At 71.5% G+C, this 18,550-nt stretch carries 17 protein-coding genes; 3 read left to right on the plus strand and 14 right to left on the minus strand.

The features are described 5' to 3' along the window. On the minus strand, positions 1-225 hold a 225-nt coding region (locus ACFCZ1_RS08715), incomplete at its 3' end, for a hypothetical protein (RefSeq protein WP_376677662.1). Between the two features lie 216 nt (positions 226-441). Between ACFCZ1_RS08715 and ACFCZ1_RS08720 the strand changes: the two genes are divergently transcribed. Next, positions 442-858, plus strand: coding sequence for a DUF5133 domain-containing protein (locus tag ACFCZ1_RS08720; protein ID WP_376677663.1), 417 nt, complete (start codon positions 442-444; stop codon positions 856-858). 62 nt (positions 859-920) lie between these two features. On the opposite strand, the gene ACFCZ1_RS08725 is transcribed toward ACFCZ1_RS08720, so the two are convergent. Then, positions 921-2,015, minus strand: coding sequence for an amidohydrolase family protein (locus tag ACFCZ1_RS08725; protein WP_376677664.1), 1,095 nt, complete (start codon positions 2,013-2,015; stop codon positions 921-923). A 67-nt stretch (positions 2,016-2,082) separates the two neighbouring features. Next, complete coding sequence (locus ACFCZ1_RS08730; RefSeq protein ID WP_376677665.1) at positions 2,083-3,432, minus strand: cytochrome P450; 1,350 nt, start codon at positions 3,430-3,432, stop codon at positions 2,083-2,085. Between the two features lie 332 nt (positions 3,433-3,764). Between ACFCZ1_RS08730 and ACFCZ1_RS08735 the strand changes: the two genes are divergently transcribed. Further along, positions 3,765-4,310, plus strand: coding sequence for a hypothetical protein (locus ACFCZ1_RS08735; protein ID WP_376677666.1), 546 nt, complete (start codon positions 3,765-3,767; stop codon positions 4,308-4,310). A 32-nt stretch (positions 4,311-4,342) separates the two neighbouring features. On the opposite strand, the gene ACFCZ1_RS08740 is transcribed toward ACFCZ1_RS08735, so the two are convergent. The 4 genes from ACFCZ1_RS08740 to ACFCZ1_RS08755 form a co-directional block, all read right to left on the minus strand. Continuing rightward, positions 4,343-6,748: an ATP-binding cassette domain-containing protein gene (locus tag ACFCZ1_RS08740; protein ID WP_376677667.1), complete on the minus strand. Its 2,406-nt coding sequence runs from the start codon at positions 6,746-6,748 to the stop codon at positions 4,343-4,345. Between the two features lie 154 nt (positions 6,749-6,902). Then, positions 6,903-7,259, minus strand: coding sequence for a VOC family protein (locus ACFCZ1_RS08745; protein WP_376677668.1), 357 nt, complete (start codon positions 7,257-7,259; stop codon positions 6,903-6,905). Between the two features lie 257 nt (positions 7,260-7,516). Next, entirely contained in the window at positions 7,517-8,560 is a 1,044-nt protein-coding gene (locus tag ACFCZ1_RS08750; protein ID WP_376677669.1) for a S66 peptidase family protein, read from the minus strand. Between the two features lie 88 nt (positions 8,561-8,648). Next, positions 8,649-9,596, minus strand: coding sequence for a helix-turn-helix domain-containing protein (locus ACFCZ1_RS08755; RefSeq protein WP_376677670.1), 948 nt, complete (start codon positions 9,594-9,596; stop codon positions 8,649-8,651). A 97-nt stretch (positions 9,597-9,693) separates the two neighbouring features. Here ACFCZ1_RS08755 and ACFCZ1_RS08760 point away from each other — a divergent pair, with 97 nt between their 5' ends. Then, positions 9,694-10,725, plus strand: a complete 1,032-nt coding sequence (locus tag ACFCZ1_RS08760) for a saccharopine dehydrogenase family protein (protein WP_376677671.1) — start codon at positions 9,694-9,696, stop codon at positions 10,723-10,725. A gap of 31 nt (positions 10,726-10,756) precedes the next feature. Here ACFCZ1_RS08760 and ACFCZ1_RS08765 read toward each other — a convergent pair whose 3' ends face one another. The 7 genes from ACFCZ1_RS08765 to ACFCZ1_RS08795 all read right to left on the minus strand — a co-directional run bounded on the left by ACFCZ1_RS08765 (position 10,757) and on the right by ACFCZ1_RS08795 (position 18,496). Then, on the minus strand, positions 10,757-10,960 hold the full coding sequence (locus ACFCZ1_RS08765; RefSeq protein WP_376677672.1) for a hypothetical protein: 204 nt from the start codon (positions 10,958-10,960) through the stop codon (positions 10,757-10,759). 150 nt (positions 10,961-11,110) lie between these two features. Continuing rightward, on the minus strand, positions 11,111-11,368 hold the full coding sequence (locus ACFCZ1_RS08770; protein WP_376677673.1) for a hypothetical protein: 258 nt from the start codon (positions 11,366-11,368) through the stop codon (positions 11,111-11,113). Beyond that, positions 11,355-11,645: a DUF6400 family protein gene (locus ACFCZ1_RS08775; protein WP_376677674.1), complete on the minus strand. Its 291-nt coding sequence runs from the start codon at positions 11,643-11,645 to the stop codon at positions 11,355-11,357. Before ACFCZ1_RS08775 ends, ACFCZ1_RS08770 begins: the two co-directional genes overlap by 14 nt. A 78-nt stretch (positions 11,646-11,723) precedes the next feature. Beyond that, positions 11,724-12,860 carry a substrate-binding domain-containing protein gene (locus ACFCZ1_RS08780; RefSeq protein WP_376677675.1) on the minus strand — a complete coding sequence of 379 codons (1,137 nt, stop codon included), beginning with the start codon at positions 12,858-12,860 and terminating at the stop codon, positions 11,724-11,726. Positions 12,861-12,919: 59 nt separating this feature from the next. Continuing rightward, complete coding sequence (locus ACFCZ1_RS08785) at positions 12,920-13,978, minus strand: ABC transporter permease (RefSeq protein WP_376677676.1); 1,059 nt, start codon at positions 13,976-13,978, stop codon at positions 12,920-12,922. Further along, positions 13,975-15,567 carry a sugar ABC transporter ATP-binding protein gene (locus tag ACFCZ1_RS08790; RefSeq protein ID WP_376677677.1) on the minus strand — a complete coding sequence of 531 codons (1,593 nt, stop codon included), beginning with the start codon at positions 15,565-15,567 and terminating at the stop codon, positions 13,975-13,977. Before ACFCZ1_RS08790 ends, ACFCZ1_RS08785 begins: the two co-directional genes overlap by 4 nt. Before the next feature lie 127 nt (positions 15,568-15,694). After that, on the minus strand, positions 15,695-18,496 hold the full coding sequence (locus ACFCZ1_RS08795) for a SpoIIE family protein phosphatase (RefSeq protein WP_376677678.1): 2,802 nt from the start codon (positions 18,494-18,496) through the stop codon (positions 15,695-15,697). Between the last annotated feature and the right edge of the window lie 54 nt (positions 18,497-18,550).

The raw sequence follows: 18,550 nt of genomic DNA on the forward strand, positions 1-18,550 counted from the left end.
GGCCCGCCCCGGGGCGGGCCCCCGACGGGCCGACTCGGGTCGGCGGAGCGGAGTGCGGCGCACGGTGGCCGGCAGCCGCGCGAGCCCCGGCCCGGCCGCATCCTCGCCCAGGGCGTCCGGCGCGGGCGTCGGCCGCACTGCGCCGCGCTGCCCGTTCACCCGGAAGGAGCCGCCGAGGAGCGCCCGGCGGCTCGGGGCGGCATCACTCTCCGGGCGACACGACACGCTGCGTGGGTGTGCCGCGTCCTCCTGGTGCGTGCGCAGCTCCCATACTGCTTGCCAGCACGGACCCGGTCCAGGACGAGGAGATGGCACGTGACGCTTCCTGCTGCTTCCGAGCAGTGGCCACCTGACGCGGTGGGAGTATGCGCGGATGCTGGCCGAAATCCCGTGAGGCCTGCCGTCGAGCAGCCGACGAGGGTGTGGGCACTGGGGATCCTCATGGCGTCGACCCCCTGCACCGCCTCGGCGGCGGGGGAGATCCTCGACGCGGCCGCGAGCATGGCCGCCGTCACGACGCGGCAGGTGGTCGCGGCGCTGGTGGAGCGTTCGCGGGGCGGGCAGCCGCCGAGGCGGATCGAGCGTGCGCTGCGGCTGGCGGTGGAATCGGCGCGGGCACCCGCAGGAGAACCCTCGTGCGCGCTGTTGCCCGACCTCGGCCGGGTGACCGAGGTGCTGGATCGTTTCCGTGCCTCCCGGGCCCGGCTCCGGGCGGATCCGGTCGATGCCGAGGCCCGGCAGGGGCTGGACGACGCGGCCTACACGCTGTGCGTCCTGATGGGCCGGCGCACCGCCCACCAGGCCCTGCGGTCGGCGGGGGAGTACGTGGCCGCGTACCCGGGTTCCCTCCGCCGCTGATGCGGGGACCGGGGATCGGTGGCCTGCGTCGGGGCCCGTGGCCGGGGCGGAGCCCGTGGCAGTCAGACGCTCGCCAACTGCGGAATCAGGCGCCGCGCGTTGTCGTGGTAGATCCCCTTCAGCTGCCCCGGAGTGAAGGCGGAGTCCGCCTCCAGGGCGGGGATCGCACATTTCGTGACGGTGTCGGCGGGAGCGGCGGGCCAGTCCGTGCCGAAGAGGAGGTGCTCGGCGGGCACGTGGTCGAGGAGGGTTGCCGCGCCGGCCATGGGGCCCGCCGTGTCGTAGTAGAAGCGCCGCAGGTGGTCGCGTACCGCGGCGGGTTCGAGCGGCGGGTCGCAGAACCGTCCGAGAGCCTCCAGGCGCCCCGCGATGTACGGCAGGAAGCCGCCGGCGTGCGGCAGGATGACGGAAATGTCCGGGAACCGGTCGAGGGTCCTGTGGGCGATCATGTTGACCGCGGCCCGCGTCGTGTCCAGCAGGAAGTCGCACATGAAGTTCGGGATGCCCGGAACGGTCACTGCTCCGGGCGCACCGTCCGGGAGATTGTGCGGATGGGTGTCGACCACGGCGGAGGCGTCGTTCAACTCGTGGAACACGCGGTCGTACACGGGGTCGCCCAGGTAGACGCCTCCGTAGTTGGCCGTCACGTTCACCCCGACGGCGCCGAGCCGGCCGAGCCCGCGGCGTACGGCCCAGGACGACGCGTCGGGGTCATCGAGGAACAGCGGCACGTAGAAGGAGAACCGTCCCGGATGCGACGCCGCCACCTCCAGAGCCGACTGCAGCGTGATGTTGATCGCTTCACGCAGCTGTGCCGAAGAGTGGTAGCGCGCCGGCAGCATGGGCTTGAGGACGGCTGTCGTGATGCCCGCCCGGTCCATGAAGCCGATCGCCGCGTCGATGTCGAGCCGCGACCACGGCGGCAGTCTCTCCGGATTGACCAGCCCGTGACGGGCGGCCCACTCACGCCATTGCGGTGCGCAGAAGTGATGGTGCATGTCGATCTTCGACGGCGCCGCGTGCGATTCGCTCAGGTCCGGAGCGGAAGGGTCCCGGGCGAGACCGACGCCTCCTTCGGCGCCTGCAGCGGAGATCAGCGGTTCGTCCGCCGGCGTTCCGAGAAGACTGGTCCTGGAGGTGCTCGCGGAATCCGTCATGCCAAATCCACCGTCCGTCGGGTCTGCGCCAGTTGGTCAGTCGGGTCAGTCGGTCAGTTTCCGGGGCTCACGGAGTCACGGAGGTCACGGAAGACGCGGAGGCGGAGGGCGTCACCGTGGCCACGGCCGCCGGGGCCGGGCGGCCGGCCGGCCGCCGGGACGGCTCCAGGACGAGCGGGAGTTCCTGCAGCCCCCGGAACGCCGCCATCGGTCCCGTGAGCCATGCCCCACCGTTCGCCGCCTCCTTGTCCGCGAGTTCCATCTCCGGGAACTCGCGCAGCAGGCAGGAGAGCGCGACTTCGAGTTCGAGCCGCGCCAGCGGAGCGCCCAGACAGTAGTGGGTGCCGTGGCCGAAGCCGAGGTGCGTGCCCTGGAGTCCCTCGCGCGTCACGTCCAGGTCGTCGGGCGCGTCGAACTTCTCGGGGTCGCGGTTCGCCGAGGAGATGGCGATCTGGACGAGGGAACCCTTGGGGATCACCGTTCCCCGGATCTCCGCGTCCTGCGTCGCGTACCGGAAGGTCGACGTCTCCACGGACCCCTCGAACCGTACGATCTCCTCGACCGCCCGCGGAATCAGCAGCGGATCCTTCCGGAGCTTCTCCAACTGATCCGGATGGAGCAGCAGATCCAGCACGGAATTGCCGATCTGGAACGCGGTGGTCTTGTGGCCGGCGAAGAAGAGGACCCACAGCGAGGAGATCAGTTCCGCGTCGTCCAGTCCCTCGTCCGCCTGGATGAGGTCGCTGAGGAACGAATCCGACGGATGGGCGCGCGTGTACGAGATGAGCTGCGCCAGCCGGTCCCGCAGCCACTCCTCGGCCGCCTGCAGCTCCGCCCCCATCCGGGGATCGAACCTGGCGCGCGTCACCACCGCGAAGTGGGCCAGGAGTTCGGGACGGTCCCCCTCGGGGATGCCCATCAGGTCGCACAGGACCGCGATGGGGAGCGGGAACGCGAACGACGACATCAGGTCGACCGGAACGCTCTTCCTGCACTCATGGAGGAGGCTCTCGGCGATCGCGGTGATCTTCGGCCGCATTTCCTCCACCCGCCGGGGGGTGAAGCCGCTCCGCAGAACCCGGCGCAGCCGGGTGTGCCGGGGCGGGTCCGAGAACAGCACGTTGTCGTCCAGCGCGTCGAAGAAGCTGCCGTACACGGCGTGGTACGTGTCGATGGCCCCGCGCATGTCCTTGCTGAAACGCGGGTCCGACAGGGCGTCCCGGGCGTCTTCGTAGCGGGTGATGAGGTAGGTGTCGACCCCGTGCGGAGGCTTCAGCAGGCACACCGGGGCCCGCTCGCGCAGCGCGGCGTAGACGGGATGGGGGCACGCCCGGTATTCCGGCGCGCCCCTGGACACCGCCGACACGAGGTCGTGCAGCCCTCCGCCGCTGTTCGGTGCCGCGTTCTCCTGCGTCATGTTCCGCACCCTCCGTGACACTCGAGTTCTGCGGACACACGGGTTCCCTGCGGGAGCTCGGCGTGAAACCCCCCGTGGCTCGATGGAGTGAGCCGGTCCCGCCGTACGTCGGCGCCCCGGGCTGCCCGGGCCGGATCCGCAGGGGGCTCGGCGGGCCCGGCGGACGACCGCACCGACTCGGTCCGCAGGGCACGGCCCGCCCTCACCCGACCGGCGGTCAGCCGACCTGCCGGGCCGTGTGGCGGGCCGACGGATCGGGGGACAGTCTGCTCGTGAAGTCAGCCCGCCCCCGAGGAGCCCGCCCGGGGAGCCCCACCGCAAGGAGTCCGCGCATGGTCCGACGTCTCGCCCCGGTCCTCACGATCGCCGCCTCGCTGACCCTGGCGCTCGTCGCCGCCCCCGCGGCCGAAGCCGGTCCCGGCGACGCCGCGGCCGCGACCGCCGCCACGTACGAGGCGACGGCCGCGTACCAGCTGCACGCCAACGCGGTGAGGGCGGGCTACGTGCCGGACAAGTACTGCGTGGTGAACCGGGCGGGACAGGGGGCGCTCGGCTACCCGCACTTCAACCACGCGTACGACAACTCCCTCGACCCGGCGAAGCCCGCCGCCCTCTTCTACGAGGACGACGGGCGCGGTGGCAAGCGCCTCGTCGGGGTCCAGTGGCTGGTCTACGACCGTGACCAGAACACGGCGACCGACGACGACCGGCCCACCTTGTTCGACACCCCCTTCACCGGCCCGCGGCCCGGCAACTTCCCGGGCCAGCCCGTCCACTACGCCCTGCACCTGTGGCTCTGGAAGAAGAACCCCCTGGGCAGGTACGAGACGTACAACCCGAAGGTGGCCTGCCTTCCCGGCACCACCCGTCCCAAGTAGCCGCTCCGTCCGGTCGCCCGGCCCGCCGGCGGTCAGGCGCCGACGAAGGCCGCGAGGTGCTCACCGGTGAGGGTGGAGCGGGCGGCGACGAGGTCGGCGGGAGTGCCCTCGAAGACGATCCGGCCGCCGTCGTGACCGGCGCCGGGTCCGAGGTCGATGATCCAGTCGGCGTGCGCCATGACCGCCGGGTGGTGCTCGACGACGATGACGGACTTGCCGGAGTCGACGATCCGGTCGAGCAGGGCGAGCAACTGCTCCACGTCGGCGAGGTGGAGGCCGGTGGTCGGCTCGTCGAGGACGTAGACACCCCCCTTGTCGGCCATGTGCGTGGCCAGCTTGAGCCGCTGCCGCTCGCCGCCGGACAGGGTGGTCAGCGGCTGGCCGAGGCTCAGGTAGCCGAGCCCGACGTCGGCGAGCCGTTCCAGGATCCTGTGCGCGGCCGGCGTGCGCGCCTCGCCGTCGCCGAAGAACCCCTCGGCCTCGGTCACCGACATCGCGAGCACCTCGCTGATGTCGCGGCCGCCGAGCCGGTACTCCAGCACCGAGGCGTCGAACCTCTTGCCTTCGCACTCCTCGCACGTGGTGGCGACCCCGGCCATCATCGCCAGGTCGGTGTAGATGACGCCGGCGCCGTTGCAGTTGGGGCAGGCACCCTCGGAGTTGGCGCTGAAGAGCGCCGGCTTCACGCCGTTGGCCTTCGCGAAAGCCTTGCGGATCGGGTCGAGCAGTCCGGTGTACGTCGCCGGGTTGCTCCGTCGCGAGCCGCGGATCGGGGCCTGGTCGACCGACACCACCCCTCCGCCGACCGCCCCCGACCGTTGGGGCAGCGAGCCGTGCACGAGCGAGCTCTTGCCGGAGCCGGCGACCCCGGTCACGACGCAGAGCACGCCCAGCGGGACGTCCACGTCGACCTCGCGCAGGTTGTGCGCGGTCGCGCCGCGGATCTCCAGCGTGCCGGTGGACGCCCGCACCTTCTCCTTCACGGCGGCCCGGTCGTCGAGATGGCGGCCCGTGATGGTGCTGCCCGCCCGCAGCCCCGCGACGGTGCCCTCGAAGCAGACGGTGCCGCCCGCCTGACCGGCGCCCGGTCCGAGGTCGACGACGTGGTCGGCGATCGCGATCGTCTGCGGCTTGTGCTCCACGACGAGCACGGTGTTGCCCTTGTCCCGCAGCCGCAGCAGCAGGTCGTTCATCCGCTGGATGTCATGCGGGTGCAGGCCCGTGGTGGGCTCGTCGAAGACGTACGTGACGTCGGTGAGCGAAGAGCCGAGGTGGCGGATCATCTTGACGCGCTGCGCCTCGCCGCCCGACAGCGTGCCCGCCGGCCGGTCGAGTGCGAGGTAGCCGAGACCGATCTCCGTGAACGAGTCGAGGGTGTGCCGCAGCGCGTCGAGCAGCGGCGCCACCGAGGGCTCGTCGAGACCGCGGACCCATTCGGCCAGGTCGCTGATCTGCATCGCGCAGGCATCGGCGATGCTGATCCCCTTGATCTTCGACGACCGGGCCCCCTCGCTGAGCCGGGTGCCGTCGCACTCGGGACAGGTGGTGAAGGTGACCGCCCGGTCCACGAACGCCCGGATGTGCGGCTGCATGCCCTCCTTGTCCTTGGCGAGCATCGACTTCTGGATCCGCGGAACCAGACCTTCGTAGGTCATGTTGATGCCCGCGATCTTCATCCGGGTCGGCTCGCGGTACAGGAAGTCGTGGAGCTCCCTCTTGGTGTACTTGCGGATCGCCTTGTCCGGGTCGAAGTAGCCCGACTCGCTGTAGAGCCGGGAGTTCCAGCCGCCCCCCGCGTAGCCGGGAACGGTGATGGCACCCTCGGAGAGCGACTTCGAGTCGTCGTAGAGCTGGGTCAGGTCGAGATCGGTGACCGTGCCCCGTCCCTCGCAGCGCGGACACATGCCGCCGGTGATGCTGAAACTGCGGCGTTCCTTCACCTTCTGTCCGGCACGCTCCACGGTGACCGCGCCCGCTCCGCTGATCGAGGCGACGTTGAAGGAGAACGCCTTGGGCGAGCCGATGTGCGGTGTCCCGAGCCTGCTGAAGAGGATGCGCAGCATCGCGTTGGCGTCGGTGGCGGTGCCGACCGTGGAGCGGGGGTCGGCCCCCATCCGCTGCTGGTCGACGGTGATCACGGTGGTCAGCCCGTCGAGGACGTCGACCTCGGGCCGCGCCAGGGTGGGCATGAAGCCCTGCACGAAGGCGCTGTAGGTCTCGTTGATCAGCCGCTGTGACTCCGCGGCGATCGTGTCGAAGACCAGCGAGCTCTTGCCCGAGCCGGACACACCGGTGAACACCGTCAGCCGCCGCTTCGGGATCTCGATGCTGACGTCCTTGAGGTTGTTCTCGCGCGCGCCGTGCACGCGGATCAGGTCGTGGCTGTCGGCAACGTGCACCGCAGGCGACTGCGCGTCCGCCCTCGTGGCCATGCTCATCGTGTCTCCATCCGTTACGCGGAGCCGCCCTGCGCGGTCTCCGTCGGCGTCGCCCGGCTCGGCCCCACCTGGCTTCAGTCAGTACGTCCCGTTCTCATCCGCTTCGGCCCCTGGAGCCCTCCGGGCCCCGGCCGTGCGGCGCGCCGGGCGGTACTCATCGGTCCTGGAGCAGCCCGAGGACGTTGCCGTCGGGGTCGGTGACGGTGGCCACGAGACGGCCGCCACCGACGTCGTGCGCGGGCTCCTTCAGGGTGGCACCCGCGGCGGTCACCTCGGCGAGCTTCGCCTCGATGTCCTCCACGTGCCAGTAGGCCACCGGCGAGGCCATGCCCTGCGGTCCACCGCTCGGCACCAGCCCGATGTTCTGGCCCGCGGCCTCGAAGCCGACGTAGTAGGACTCGTCGGTCTGCGGCGGTACGCCGAGCAGGGCGGCGTACACGTCCTTGGCCTTCGCCAGGTCGGAGACGGGATGCAGAACGGTCTTGATCCCCTGCGTGGAAGAGCTGGTCATCGTCACTCCTGAAGTCGTGGTTCCGGTCGGGGGGCGTCCGTCGTGAGGACGAACGGGAGGTCCGGAGGCCGTCGGCCCGATCTCCCGGCCGGTGACCTCCATGGCGCCCACGCTAGTCGCGGCCGGGGGGCCGGTGCTTCTCGAATCCTGATCGGTCGGGCCGCCCCGGTCGTCTGCCGGATCCGCGTCCTGCCGAAGGGCGGGAAAGCCGAGGCCCGGAGGCACGGACTCGGCTTCGGACACCGCCCCCGCACGGTTCAGTAGGTCACCACGATCCGCCGTGCCGGCCCGTCCACCCGGATCCGTCCTCCGACGGGTACCACGAGTTGCGGGTCGGTATGGCCGAGGTCGACGTCGAACACGACCATGGTCTCGGGGGCGTACTCCCGGAGGGCCCGAAGGACTGCCTCGCGCTGCTGCCGGCGGAAGCGGACCTTCTCGCCGGCATCGAACCGGTTCTCGAACGACCAGCTCTTGGCCCTGCCCATCAGCAGCGCCGGGAACTGTTGCAGCAGCCCGCGTTCGCCCATGTTCCGGAGGATCCGGTAGACCTCCTCGGCGCGCGGCATCTCCTCGGAGGTCTCCAGGAAGAGCACGCTGCGGGCATGGGTGTCAGCCGGCTGCACCACGCGGTCGGCCATCAGAAGCCAGGAGATGATCTCCAGGTTGCCGCCCCAGCCGATTCCCTCGACCACCCGGTCGGCATTGTGCCAGGACCAGCCGTCGGCGCGTTCCATCTCCGGTTCCGACTCGAAGGAGTGCGGGTCGTCCCAGGGGCGGTCGACGTCCCGGCAGCTGCGCGACGGAGTGAGCTCGTACTCGCCCGAGGTGAACAACGCCGCCCGGAAGGAGTCCGCGGTCAACGGGTGCATCGCGCCGGGCCGTCCGAGCTCGACCATGACCGAGCCGCCGTGGTAGCCGACGATGCCCAGGTTCCGCAGGAACAGCAGCAGGTTGGTGTTGTCGCTGTAGCCGAAGAACGGCTTGGGGTGGGCGCGGAGAAGATCTGGGTCGAGGTGCGGGAGTACGGTGATCTGGTCGTCGCCGCCGATACTGGCGATCACTGCCTTGATCTCGGGATCCGCGAAGGCCGCGTGGATGTCCGCGGCCCGTTCCCCGGGCGTCGCACCCATCTTCCGGGTCGTCGGATACTCCACGGCCCTCAGCCCGAAGTCGTCCTGGAGCCTGCGTACCCCCAACTCGTAGGGCAGGGGTATGAGACCAGGCAGACCGGATGAGGGGGACAGCACCGCAACCGTGTCTCCGGGACGGGGCTTGGCCGGGTAGAGGGGATCAGTCATCCGGTGATCGTAGGAGGTCGGCGGGCCACATGCCGCGGGAATTGCCCAGGGCCGGACGTGACCCGCCCCTCCGGCGCGCCCGTACCGGTCAGACCGGCTTCGTGTGGTGGAACGCCCGGCGGTAGCTGTCGGGAGCGACGCCGACGACCCGTTTGAACTGGCGCCGGAGGGTCGTGGCGGTACCCATGCCGGTGGCCAGGGCGATGGCCTCGATCGTCTCGTCGGTGGCTTCCAGCAGCTCCTGGGCGCGGCGTACTCGCTGGGTGATGAGCCACTGGATGGGCGTCTGCCCGATCACCGAGTGGAACTGCCGTCCGAGATTGCGCGGGCTGGTGTTCGCCTTCCGTGCCATGTCGGTCACCGTCAGCGGCCGGTCCAGCCGCTGCTGGACCCAGGCGAGCAGCTGGGCGAGCGTGTGGTCGCCGGCGACGTGCACCGGCGTGGCCACGAACTGGGCCTGACCGCCGGGCCGGTGCGGCGGCATGACCAGGCGCCGGGCGACGGAGTTGGCGACGGCGGCACCGTGGTCGAGGTGGATCAGGTGCAGGCAGAGGTCCACGGCGGCGGCCTTGCCCGCGGCGGTGAGCACGCTGCCGTTGTCCGTGTACAGCACGTCCGGGTCGACCACGGCCCGCGGGTGGCGTGCGCTCAACTCCGCGGCATGAGCCCAGTGGGTGGTGGCCCGTCGGCCGTCCAGCAGGCCCGCGGCCCCGAGCACGAACGCACCGGTGCACAGGGAAGCGACCCGGGCACCCGCGGCGTGGGCCGCCCGCACCGCTTCGATCACCTCGGCCGGCGGTAGATCGTCGATGTCGGCACACGCGGGCACGATCACGGTGTCGGCTCCGGCCAAGGCCTCCAGCCCGTGGTCGGGCTCGACCACGAACGGGCCGACCCGCGCCGGACCGGTTCCGCAGAGCAGCACGTCGTACCAGCCCCGCGTGGCCTCGCGCGGAGGGTTCCCGAAGATCTCGTGCGCCACGGCCAGCTCGAAGTGCAGCAGGTCACCGGCGGTCAGCAGCGCGACAGTGGGCATGTCCGAAAGTGTACGGGTGATGTCGTTCCGGACCCTCACGGCCGGGTTCCGGCTACGGCGAGACTGGGCTCATCAGCACACCGAGAGCGGGGGAACCATGAGTACATCGGCTGCAGTCGTGGTCTACGGGGCGACAGGGCACACGGGTCGCTTCGTCGTCGCCGAACTGCGCAGGCGTGGCTTCGCCACAGTCATCTCCGGCCGGGACGCGGCTCGGTTGGAGGTGCTGGCCGCCGAGTGGCCGGGTGTGGTGGTGCGACCGGCCACCGTGGACGACGCGGGCTCACTGGACCGGGCCCTCGCCGGCGCGGCGGCCGTCATCAACTGCGCCGGACCGTTCGCGGTGACGGGAGGCCCGGTCGTCGAGGCGGCCCTGCGCGCGGGGATCCCGTACGTCGATGTCGCGGCGGAGATCGAGGCGAACGTCTCGATGTTCGCCGACCACGCGGAAGCAGCCCGGAAGGCGGAGACCGCCGTGGTGCCGGCGATGGCCTTCTACGGCGGGCTGGGCGATCTGCTGGTGACGGCGGCGATGGGAGAGCGGACCACTGCGGACGAGGTCCACGTCGCGTACGGGTTGACCAGCTGGCATCCCACGGCGGGCACCCGGGCGGCCGGTCAGGTGTCCCATGAGCGCCGCGCGGGCCGCCGGGTGCGGTTCGTGGACGGCGCCCTGCAGTACCACGAGGACAGGGCGTCAGAGCTGGAGTGGGACTTTCCGGAGCCTCTCGGGCGACGAGCGGTGATCGCGGACTTCACGATGGCCGACGTCGTCACGGTTCCCAGCCACCTGGCCGTGCCCGCGGTCCACACCCACATGAGCGTGGAAGCCGCCGGCGACCTCGCCGACGAGGACACGCCGGCCCCGGAGCCGGTCGACGGCCTGGGACGGTCGGACCAGACGTTCGTCGTCGACGTCCTGGTCCGCACGGGTGACGTCGAGCGCCGTGCCACGGCCCGCGGCCAGGACATCTACGCGGTCACCGCGCCGCTGGCGGTGGAGGCCGTCCAGCGCATCCTGGCCGGACGGACACGGAGGACGGGCGTCGCCTCGGCCGGCGCGATGTTCGACGCGGCGGACTTCCTCCGGGCGCTGGCCCCGCACGTGTCGGTCGAGCTTCCGCACTGACCGGCCACACGCCGGTGGGGCTCACCAGGAGCTATCGGTCCTCCGAGGCGTTCTCCGCGGTCTGGAGGGCCTGGTTGGCGATGGTGATGGCTTCTTGGTCGTGGCCCGCCGCCTTTGCCGCCCGGGCCTGGCTGAGGGACACGCGGAGCAACCCGAGCGTGTGTTCCGGCAGGGCGGTCGAGGCGACGGTCTCTTCCAGTTGCCGGATGATGCCGGTGGCCAGGTCCTCGGGCACGGGGCCGTCTCCTCTGCTGTAGATCAAGGACATGCGACGCTGCCACGGCGCGGACCGCAGAACAAGGCGGCGTGCGGGCGTACCACCCTGATGCGTGACCGGAGGCCGGTTCCGCCCGCGCGGGGATTCCCGCACGGGCGAGGTGGCGTCTCAGCGTCGCGGCAGGCCGCTGGTGATGCGGCTCCACACCGAGCGGGTCGCCCCGAAACCGGTCTCGTGCACCCAGACGTGGGTGCAGCCCGGGCACTGGAGGTGGAGCAGGCTTCCGGTGCTGGACAGCATGTAGCGCCAGTGCTCGGAGCAGTGCCGGCCCTCCCCGCACGGAGCGCACTCGCGGGTGTCGAGGCAGTTGGGGCAGGGCACCCAGGCGCGGCGCCCGAGGTCGGCCTGCGGGTCAAGGGGCAGCATGGCCGCTCCCGCGCCGGGGGAGCACACCGGCCGTGACCAGGTCGTCGTACAGGCGCTGCTGCTGCTCGTCGAGGCCGGAGTACAGCAGGTCGTACGCCGCTTCCTCGCCGCGGAGCACCTCGATCGGATCCCAGTCCGGGCCCAGCGCGGCCATCACCTGAGCCCGGCGGAGCACCTCCTGGGAGGTGAGGTCGACGGTGAAGTCGATCAGCCCGGTAGCGGGCGGGCGCGGGCCGGCGGGGTTGCTGGGACCGGAGGGCGGCGTGGACTGTGACATGTGGCAGAACTTAGGTAAACCTTCCTTGCCGGGTCAAGGGAGGGTGGGCGGATTCACATCGGCCGCCCCGGACACCCCCTAGCCGCGCCAGATCTTCTCGTACGCCTCGCGGTAACCGGACGGGTTCCAGGACGTGGCGCCGCTGCTGTTGTCGGCCGTGGCGACGTGGACCGGGGCGACGTAGCCGCTGGCGGGCCGTCCGGCGAACGCGCGGTTGAACTCGTCGACGATCTGCCAGCCCTGCTGGGACAGCGGCTCGGGGACGGTGGCGGCCTGGAACTGCTCGCTGTTGATGCGCTGGAAGGCGGAGGGGTCGCCGTCGCCCGCGCCGATGTTGAAGGGCGGTCCGGCGCCCGGCCTGCCGGCCGCGCGCAGGGCCGGGGCGGCGTCGGCGAAGTAGAGGTCGTTGATGGCGACGGAGTACGTCCACTCGTCCTGGAACCGCGACAGGAGGGAGGAGACCTCCTGGGGGGTGCGGCTGCTCGCGTCCGGGATCGGGATGTTCACGTACGCCAGGAGCCGCACGCCGGAACAGGTGGCCAGCTCGCGCTTGATGAGTTCGGCCTTGTTCCTGGCGAACGGGATCGAGTCGTCGGTGAAGAGGACGGCCCCGGCACCGCCCTTGGACCGGGAGATGATCCAGTCCGCGCTGATCCTGGCGACGTCCCCCACCTTCGTGGTGATGTTGGTGAAGAGCTTCGGGTTCTCGCTCGGCCCGGGGGAGTCCACCGCGTGCCAGCCGACGAGCGGGATCCCCGCCGCTCGGGCCCGCGCCACCTGCTGCGAGGTGAGACGGGGGTCGAAGCCGCCGATGACGATGCCCGAGGGTTTGAGGGTGACCGCCTGGCTGAGCGCGGCCTGGATACCGGCGGGGGTGCCCCCGCCGTCGATCACTCGGACCTTCCAGCCGGTGACCTTCGCTGCTTGCTCGACGCCCTTCGCGACGCCCGCGACACCGGGGTTGGTCATGGTCTGCGCGACGTAGACGATGGTTCTGCCGGGAACGGCCGCGGGGCCGGTGGTGGGGCCGGTCCACGGGACATCGGTGTTCTCGGCCTGCCGGACGGCCGCCTCGGCCTTCGCGAGGGTGGCGGGGCAGCCGGCGTCCGACGGCCCGGCGCCGGCCTGTGGGCCGCGCTCGCAGCCGACGGCCAGGGCGGCGGCTGCCGCGAGCAGGGCGGCGGCTGTGACGGTGGTCTTGCGGTTCGGGTACACGGGGCTCCTGGCGCGGGTGCGCGTACGAAGTGAAGTGTTCGAGAAGTGCTCTGGCGGCTCTAGGGGCGGCTCCGGGGGCTCTGGGCCTGGCCGTCCGCGAGTGACCGGCGGGTCGCGGTGGCGCCGCTGCGCAGGCGGCGGCGCGCGGAGTAGCCGGCCAGGCCGACGGCGATGAGCAGCGTCCCTCCGTTGAACAGCGGCGTGGCCCAGAACTGGGCGCCGAGCTGGCCGATCCCCGCGAGTCCGACGGCGAGGACGGCGACGGCCACGAGGGTGCCGAGCGCGTTGGCGCGGCCGGGTCTGATCGTGGTGGACCCGAGCAGTGCGCCGACGAAGGCGGGCAGCAGGTAGTCCAGGCCGACACTCGGGTTGCCGGTCTGCTGCTGGGCGGCGAGCAGCACCCCGGCGAAGCCGACGACCAGGCCCGAACCGGCGAAGGCGTAGACGGAGTAGGTGCGGGTGGGGATGCCGATGATGGCGGCGGCGCGCGGGTTGGAGCCGATGACGTACAGGTACCGGCCGAGCGGCAGCCGCTCCAGAACCACCCAGAGCACGGCCGTGATCACGAGGACGTAGTAGGCCGGCAGCGGCAGGCCGAGGAACGTCGAGTCGTAGACGTCGGTGAAGGAGACCGGCAGGCCGTCCGGGCCCGGGACGATCCGGGTGCCGTCGGTGATCCAGCCGGTGCAGGCGTACATCATGCTGCCGGTGCCGAGCGTGGCGATGAAGGAGTCGATCTGCCCGAACTCGACGATGACGCCGTTGACAGCGCCGGCCGCCACCCCTCCGAAGACCACCGTGAGGCAGGCGAGGGGCCAGGGCCACCCCTCGTTGACGATGAGCTGCATCACCATGACGTGCGCGAGGCCCAGCCCGTAGCCGATGGACAGGTCGAACTTGCCGGTGGCGATGGGGATCGTCGCGCCGAGCGCGAGGATCGCGGGGATCGACTGGTTGGAGAGGATCGAGGAGATGTTGTCCCGGGTGGGGAAGGTGCCGGGCAGAGCGAGGGAGAAGACCAGGAAGAGCAGGGCCGCGAGGGTCAACAGGCCGTAGGTGCCGAGGAGGTGACCGTGCAGGCGATCGGCCAGGGACCGCGGCGGCGGAGGGTTGGTCATCGGCTGGTCGCGGTTCCGGTGACGGGGGGCATCGCCGAAGCGGCCCGGGTGAGTTCGGTGACGGTGAGGGCGTCGCCGGTCAGCTCGGCGCCCACGCTTCCGCGGACGAAGACCAGAGCGCGGTGGCACACCTCGGCGACCTCTTCGAAATCGGTGGAGATGAGCAGGACCGCCAGGCCGGAGGCCAGCGCGTCGTCGAGCAGCCGGTAGACCGTCGCTTTGGCACCCACGTCCACGCTGGCGGTCGGCTCCTCGAGGATGAGCAGGCGCAGGCTCCCCCTGAGCGAACGCCCGACCATGACCTTCTGCTGGTTGCCGCCGGACAGGGTGGCGATCGGTACCTCGCTGTCGCGGGGGTGTACGGAGAACCGGTCGATCAGGGCGGCGGCCTCGGCGCGCTCACGCCGGGGGCTGATCCAGCGCCATGCGGGCACACCGGCCGCCCGGGGGTTGGCCAGGAAGTTCTCCCGTACGGTCAGTTCGGCGGCGCAGCCTTCCTCCTGACGGTTGCCCGCCACGAAGCCGACGCCACGGGCGAGTGCGTCGCGGACCGTACGGGGGTGGTACGGGCGCCCGCCGAGCAGTACCCGCCCGCCGAGGACGGGCCGGGCGCCGGCGAGGGCGCGGCCCAGGTCCATGTGGCCCGCGCCGGTCAGGCCCACCATGCCGAGGACCTCGCCGGCCCGCAGGTCGAAACTGACCCGTTCGGTGTGGACGGTGTTCAGGCTGTCGAGGCTCAGGAGCGGTGGGCCGGCGGGGCGGACGGCGGCGCGGACCGCGGTGGAGACGGCGCCGGGCGGGCGCCCGGCCGGTTCGCGGCCCACGATGGCCCGCACCAGACGGTCCGGGCCGTATCCGGCGAGCGGGCCCCGGTCGACCACGCGGCCGTCACGCAGGACGGCGAACGTGTCGGCGACCTCGTACACCTCGTCGAGCCGGTGGCTGACGTAGAGGATGCCGTGCCCTCGGTCGCGCAGGGTGTGGAGTACGCCGAACAGCCGGGCGCAGTCCGCCGCGGGGAGGGTGGCGGTCGGTTCGTCGAGGACGATGAGCTCGGCCCGTGTCGCCAGGGCGCGGGCGATGGCGACCAGCGACCGCTCGGCGGGAGCGAGGTCGGCGATCCGGGCGTCGGCGTCCAGGTGCCCGGCGACGATCCGCAGGGCCTCGTCGCAGTGCACTCGGGCCTGCCGCCAGGAGATCAGTCCGCGGCGCCGTGGATAGCCGGTGCCCAGGGCGATGTTCTCGGCCACCGTCATCCACTCGACGAGTCCGAGGTCCTGGTGGATGAAGGACATGGCCCGGGTTGCGCCGTGGGAGCCGAGCGGGTGCCCGGCCACCGTCACCTCGCCCTGGTCGGCGTGATGGACCCCGGCGAGCACCTTGATGAGGGTGGACTTCCCCGCGCCGTTGGGACCCAGCAGGGCGAGGACGCTCCCCCGGTGGATGTCGAGGTCGACCGAGGCCAGTGCGAGAGTGCCGCCGAATCGCTTGCCGAGGCCGCGTACGCGGACGAGGGGGTCTCCGCCGGAACGCGGGGACGAAGGCGAGGGCGAGGCGGAGCCCGTCGAGGTGTCGGGAGCGTCATGCACAGACTTCTCCGGGGGTCGGCCTCCGAGTTCTTCCCGACTACATGGGGAATTCTATGCGGATCTGACAGCATATGTCCGGCATTTGCGTGCCTCCCGAATGCGCAGGTCGCGGGCCGCTGGTCGCGGGTCACGCCGCGTCCAGGCCGCACTCCGCCCAGATGACCTTGCCGTCGCTGGTGTAGCGGGTGCCCCAGGCCTGGGCGAGCTGCGCGACGAGGAACAGGCCACGGCCGCCCTCGTCCGTGCTGGCCGCGTGGCGCATGCGGGGGGCGGTGCTGCTCGTGTCGTGTACCTCGCAGATCAGGGTCCGGTCGCGGATGAGGCGCACCCGGATGGGCGCGGTGCCGTACCGGATGGCATTGGTGACCAGCTCGCTGAGCAGCAGCTCAATGGCGAATGCGGACTCGTCCAGCCCCCACTCGCCCAACCGGTCCATGGCGGCGGCGCGGACGTCGGAGACGAGGGCCGGGTCGGCGGGCAGGTCCCAGGTGGCGATCCGGTCGGAGGGCACGGCGTTGGTACGGGCCACGAGCAGTGCGATGTCGTCGCCGGGGTGTTCGGGTGCCACGGCGTCGAGGACCGTTTGGCAGGTGTCCTCCGGTGCACGGTCCGGGTGGGCCAGTACGCGGCGCAGCTCGTCGAGGGCCGCGTCGATGTCGCGGTGGCGGACGTCGAGGAGTCCGTCGGTGTAGAGGACCAGCTGGCTGTGTTCGGGCAGGTGGATCTCGTGCGACTCGAAGGGCAGGCCGCCGAGGCCGAGAGGGGGCCCGGCGGGCAGGTCGAGGAGCGTCACGGTGCCGTCGGGGCGGACCAGCGCGGGCGGGGGGTGACCGGCGCGGGCCATCGTGCACAGCTGCGAGGTGGGATCGTAGATGGCGTACAGGCAGGTGGCGCCGACGATGCCGGTGCTGCCGAAGACGGGATTGTCCCCGCCCTCCTCCCGGTCGAGGCGGACCATCAGATTGTCCAGGTGGGTCAGGAGTTCGTCGGGGGCGAGTTCCAGTTCGGCGAAGTTGCGCGCGGCGGTGCGCAGCCGGCCCATGGTGGCCGCAGCGTGCAGCCCGTGGCCGACGACATCGCCGACGAGGAGGGCGACGCGGGTGCCGGACAGGGGGATGACGTCGAACCAGTCGCCGCCCACCCCGGACTCGGCGGGCGTGTAGCGGTGGGCGACCTCGACGGCGCCCTGCTCGGGAAGACCGCGCGGCAGCAGGCTGCGCTGCAGGGACAGGGCCAGGGTGTGTTCGCGGGTGTAGCGGCGCGCGTTGTCGATGCACAGGGCGGCACGGGCGCCGAGTTCCTGGGCCAGCGAGCGGTCGTCGTCCCCGAAGGGGGCAGGGTCCTGCGAACGGTAGAAGCTGGCGATGCCCAGGAGGACGCCGCGGGCGAGCAGGGGGACGGTGATGAGGGAGTGGATGTTGTGGGCGAGGAGGCGTTCGGCGTGCTGGGGGTCCTGGGCGATCCAGCCGAAGGCGGCCTTCAGGTCGGGTTCCAGCACGGGCTGCCGCGTGGCCAGGCAGCGCATGTGGGGCGTGGTCGGCTGCAGGGTGATCTGCCGTCCCACCGGGTAGAACGGGCAGTCCTCACGGATGCCGTGGACCACGGCACGGTGCATTTCGGCGGTGGGGTTGGGCGACTCCTCGCCGTGAAGTACGGCCGTGGGCAGGTCGATGGTGACGAAGTCGGCCAGGCGCGGAACCGCTGTCTCGGCGAGCTCCCAGGCGGTGCGGCTCACGTCCAGGGTGGTGCCGATGCGGTTGCTCGCCTCGGCCAGCAGCTCCAGGCGGCGTCGTGCCGCGACGGCGTACTTCCCCACCTCCGGCTCGCCCACCAGCACCAGCCCTCTGACCGTGCCGTCGGTGCGGTCGTCGACGGCGTCACTGGCGTCGTCGGCCAGCGGTGCGCCGTGCGCACGGACCGTCGTCGGCGCCGGACCGGCCGTGACGCCGGGCCGGAGCCCGGGCGGCGTGACGGCGTGGGCGGGGGTCGGGACGGGGGCGTGCCGCTCCGAATCCTGCGGGATGAGCGCCTCGATGACGACGCCCTCCACACCGGAGGGGCTCGTCACGGGACGGCTCACGAGCGTGACGCTGCGGTCGTGGGACAGCGACACCTCGACGGCCGCCAGCTGGGCCGAGGACATCAGCTCGGTGGCCTTCTGCTTGAGGATCATCTGATCGTTCTGGTCCAGGTCGCTCTGGAGCAGCTCGTCCATTCCGAGGGGGTACCCGTTCCGCGGGTCCTCGCCGATCCGGGCGCGGCTCCCGGCGTCGAGGTAGGCCTGGAGCAGACCGCGCTCTCGCGCCGAACTCTGCTCCATCAGCCGTCGTTCGATGGCCTCGGCCGCCCTGCGTACGAGGGGGACCAGTGCCGGGTCCGCATCGGTGTAGGGATAGCCGAGGCACAGGACGCCCTCGATGTGCCCGCTGAGCTGGTCGCGAACGGGCGTCGCGGTACAGGCGCTTGACTGGGACCGCTCGGCGAAGTGCTCGGCGCCGTAAACCTGGCAGAGCCGCCGCTCCGCGAGCGTGAGGCCGATGCCGTTCGTCCCCGCGACCTGCTCGGCGAACACGAAGCCGGGGACGCTCTGGATCGCCGGCAGGTGGGCGGCCATCGACTTCTCTCCGAAACGGCGCTCGAGCACCGTGCCGTGCCCATCGGCGAGACTGATGTTCATCCGGCTGCCCGTGAAGATCGATTGCAGCCGGTCGAGGATGGGCCCGGCGGCGCGGACGAGCGGACCGTCCGCGTCGAAGTCCTGGGTGAACGGAAGCTCCGACTGGTCCGGCGACAGGCCCAGCAGTCTGCTGCGCTGCCACGAGCTCAGGATCGGACCCCTCACGCTCCCCTCTGCCGACTCGACCGACTCGCCGTGCAGGAACCGGTCACGGACACGCACGGGGCCGATGCGGTCTTCCACCACCCCCATCTGCACCACTTCCCTCACCGGAACGGTCCCGATAGCCAGATTTGAGTATATTCC

This window comes from Streptomyces sp. NPDC056224 (assembly GCF_042267665.1).
Taxonomy (GTDB): Bacteria; Actinomycetota; Actinomycetes; order Streptomycetales; family Streptomycetaceae; genus Streptomyces.

Excerpts from the sequence above, each read along its gene's own strand:
- ACFCZ1_RS08720 (WP_376677663.1), top strand. The coding sequence starts at position 442 with ATGGCGTCGACCCCCTGCACCGCCTCGGCGGCGGGGGAGATCCTCGAC.
- ACFCZ1_RS08725 (WP_376677664.1), bottom strand. The coding sequence starts at position 2,015 with ATGACGGATTCCGCGAGCACCTCCAGGACCAGTCTTCTCGGAACGCCG.
- ACFCZ1_RS08730 (WP_376677665.1), bottom strand. The coding sequence starts at position 3,432 with ATGACGCAGGAGAACGCGGCACCGAACAGCGGCGGAGGGCTGCACGAC.
- ACFCZ1_RS08735 (WP_376677666.1), top strand. The coding sequence starts at position 3,765 with ATGGTCCGACGTCTCGCCCCGGTCCTCACGATCGCCGCCTCGCTGACC.
- ACFCZ1_RS08740 (WP_376677667.1), bottom strand. The coding sequence starts at position 6,748 with ATGAGCATGGCCACGAGGGCGGACGCGCAGTCGCCTGCGGTGCACGTT.
- ACFCZ1_RS08745 (WP_376677668.1), bottom strand. The coding sequence starts at position 7,259 with ATGACCAGCTCTTCCACGCAGGGGATCAAGACCGTTCTGCATCCCGTC.
- ACFCZ1_RS08750 (WP_376677669.1), bottom strand. The coding sequence starts at position 8,560 with ATGACTGATCCCCTCTACCCGGCCAAGCCCCGTCCCGGAGACACGGTT.
- ACFCZ1_RS08755 (WP_376677670.1), bottom strand. The coding sequence starts at position 9,596 with ATGCCCACTGTCGCGCTGCTGACCGCCGGTGACCTGCTGCACTTCGAG.
- ACFCZ1_RS08760 (WP_376677671.1), top strand. The coding sequence starts at position 9,694 with ATGAGTACATCGGCTGCAGTCGTGGTCTACGGGGCGACAGGGCACACG.
- ACFCZ1_RS08770 (WP_376677673.1), bottom strand. The coding sequence starts at position 11,368 with ATGCTGCCCCTTGACCCGCAGGCCGACCTCGGGCGCCGCGCCTGGGTG.
- ACFCZ1_RS08775 (WP_376677674.1), bottom strand. The coding sequence starts at position 11,645 with ATGTCACAGTCCACGCCGCCCTCCGGTCCCAGCAACCCCGCCGGCCCG.
- ACFCZ1_RS08785 (WP_376677676.1), bottom strand. The coding sequence starts at position 13,978 with ATGACCAACCCTCCGCCGCCGCGGTCCCTGGCCGATCGCCTGCACGGT.
- ACFCZ1_RS08795 (WP_376677678.1), bottom strand. The coding sequence starts at position 18,496 with ATGGGGGTGGTGGAAGACCGCATCGGCCCCGTGCGTGTCCGTGACCGG.